A 1807-nucleotide genomic window follows, 5' to 3' on the forward strand; every position below is an offset into this window, starting at 1 on the left:
GCTTCTAACAGCGAATAGCTAACAGCTAACAGCCAAAAAGACCCTGTCATTCCGAGACGGAACCCAATTTTCTATTGGGCAAAAAGAAGAATATGACATGAAATCGATAACTTTGCATTAGGGTGCACAGTTTGATCGTCACGACGAATAGTGTTTTATACCTGTTTCCGAGTATGATTCCGAGAAATTGAGGCAAAAAGAGTGGTACTTTCTTTTTAAAAGAAATGTCCGAATGGTAGCCTGCCAACATTTAGTTATTCATCTCTTTTCGGGTGCACATTTTTGAAGTTTATCATTTAAAACTCAATTAAAATGAAAAAAATCAGAAGTCACTGTGCTGGTATTGATATCGGTGCTAAAAGAGTTTTTACAAATGTAGAGGGGGAGCAGGTTGTTAGTCATTTAACTTTCACTGAAGATTTTTACAAACTGCGTGATTATTTACTTCAACATAAAGTTGAAACTGTCGCTATGGAAGCAACTGGTGTTTATTGGATAATACTTTATGAAATTCTAGAAGAAGCAGGTATTGATGTTTGGTTGGTTGATGGACGACAAACAAAGCAAGTTCCTGGTCGCAAGACAGACGTGAAAGATTGTCAATGGATTTGTGAATTACACAGCTTCGGTCTATTAAATCGCTGCTTAGTTGTAGATTCAGATATCAAAGAGCTAAGAACTTATGTTCGTATACGTGAAGGGCACATAGAATCCGGCTCTAAGCACATCAATCAAATGCAAAAGGCATTGGTTATGATGAATATACGTTTAAAAGAAGTGCTTAGCCAAATACATGGAGTTAGTGGTATGGCAATAATTGAAGCTATTCTTAATGGAGAGAGAAATAGAGATAAGTTAGTTAGCTTATGCCATATCAAAGTCTTGAATAACAAGAAAGACTTAGTGTATAAAGCCTTGGAAGGGAAGTATACAGAAGCAGGTCTTTTTGCTCTAAAACAGGCTTATGATGGGTATTATTTTTATCAAAACCAGATATCAGAATGTGATAAGAAAATAAGCGACGTTCTAAATCGCTTAGGGAACTCTGGAGTTGGACAAGATAAGAAAAAGAGGAAAGCCATTCGTCATAATAAGCCCAATGTTGATAAATTAGATGGTAATTTATTAAATCTTTTTGACAACAATGATGCTACTAAAATATCTGGGATTAGTGATTATACTTGGATGCAGCTTCTCTCCGAGATAGGAACTGATTTATCGAGATGGCCTAGCGAAAAACATTTCACAAGTTGGTTGGGCTTATCACCAGGACAAAAGAATTCAGGAAAAAAGAACAGGAATGCACGAAAAAAAGGAAAACCACGAGCAGGACAAATTTTTAAAATAATAGCCCAGGGGCTAATAAACAGTAAAAATATAGCCATTGGAGCTTTTGGTCGCAGATTAAGAGGACGTAAAGGTCCTGCAATTGCGATAAAAGCCATGGCTAGAAAACTTGCAGAAATTTATTGGCGAATGATGGTAAAAGGAGTCGATTATGTTGAACAAGGAGTGAAGATGTATGAGAAGCAAATAGCAGCAAACAAGCTAAAAACATTGAAGAAATTAGCAAATGAGTTCAATTTAGAAATATCTGGATAACAGGGCATTATAAAAGATGTCATTGGTAACGGAGTGAGGAATCTGTTAGAAGAGTGTGCAAATATTAAACGGATATTTCACTACGTTCAATATGACAGGTGTATTTGACGGGATTCTTCCTTTCAGTCAGAATGACAAGGGTGATTTGAACAGCTGATTTCGTAATTCGTAATTTGTAATTCGTAATTGCATATGCCACTACAAC

At 36.2% G+C, this 1807-nt stretch carries 1 protein-coding gene; it reads left to right on the forward strand.

Annotated features, from left to right (window positions below; all coding sequences use genetic code 11):
• Positions 1 to 312 precede the first annotated feature (312 nt).
• A complete protein-coding gene (locus GXZ13_06605; protein ID NLX75483.1) occupies positions 313 to 1602 on the forward strand; it encodes an IS110 family transposase in 1290 nt (429 codons plus the stop codon).
• The last annotated feature ends 205 nt before the right edge of the window (positions 1603 to 1807 follow it).

Source organism: Synergistaceae bacterium (assembly GCA_012728235.1).
In the GTDB taxonomy this organism is placed as follows: Bacteria; Synergistota; Synergistia; order Synergistales; family Synergistaceae; genus JAAYFL01.

Bases quoted from the DNA above. Each gene is read 5' to 3' on its own strand.
- GXZ13_06605 (NLX75483.1), top strand. From the start codon at position 313: ATGAAAAAAATCAGAAGTCACTGTGCTGGTATTGATATCGGTGCTAAA.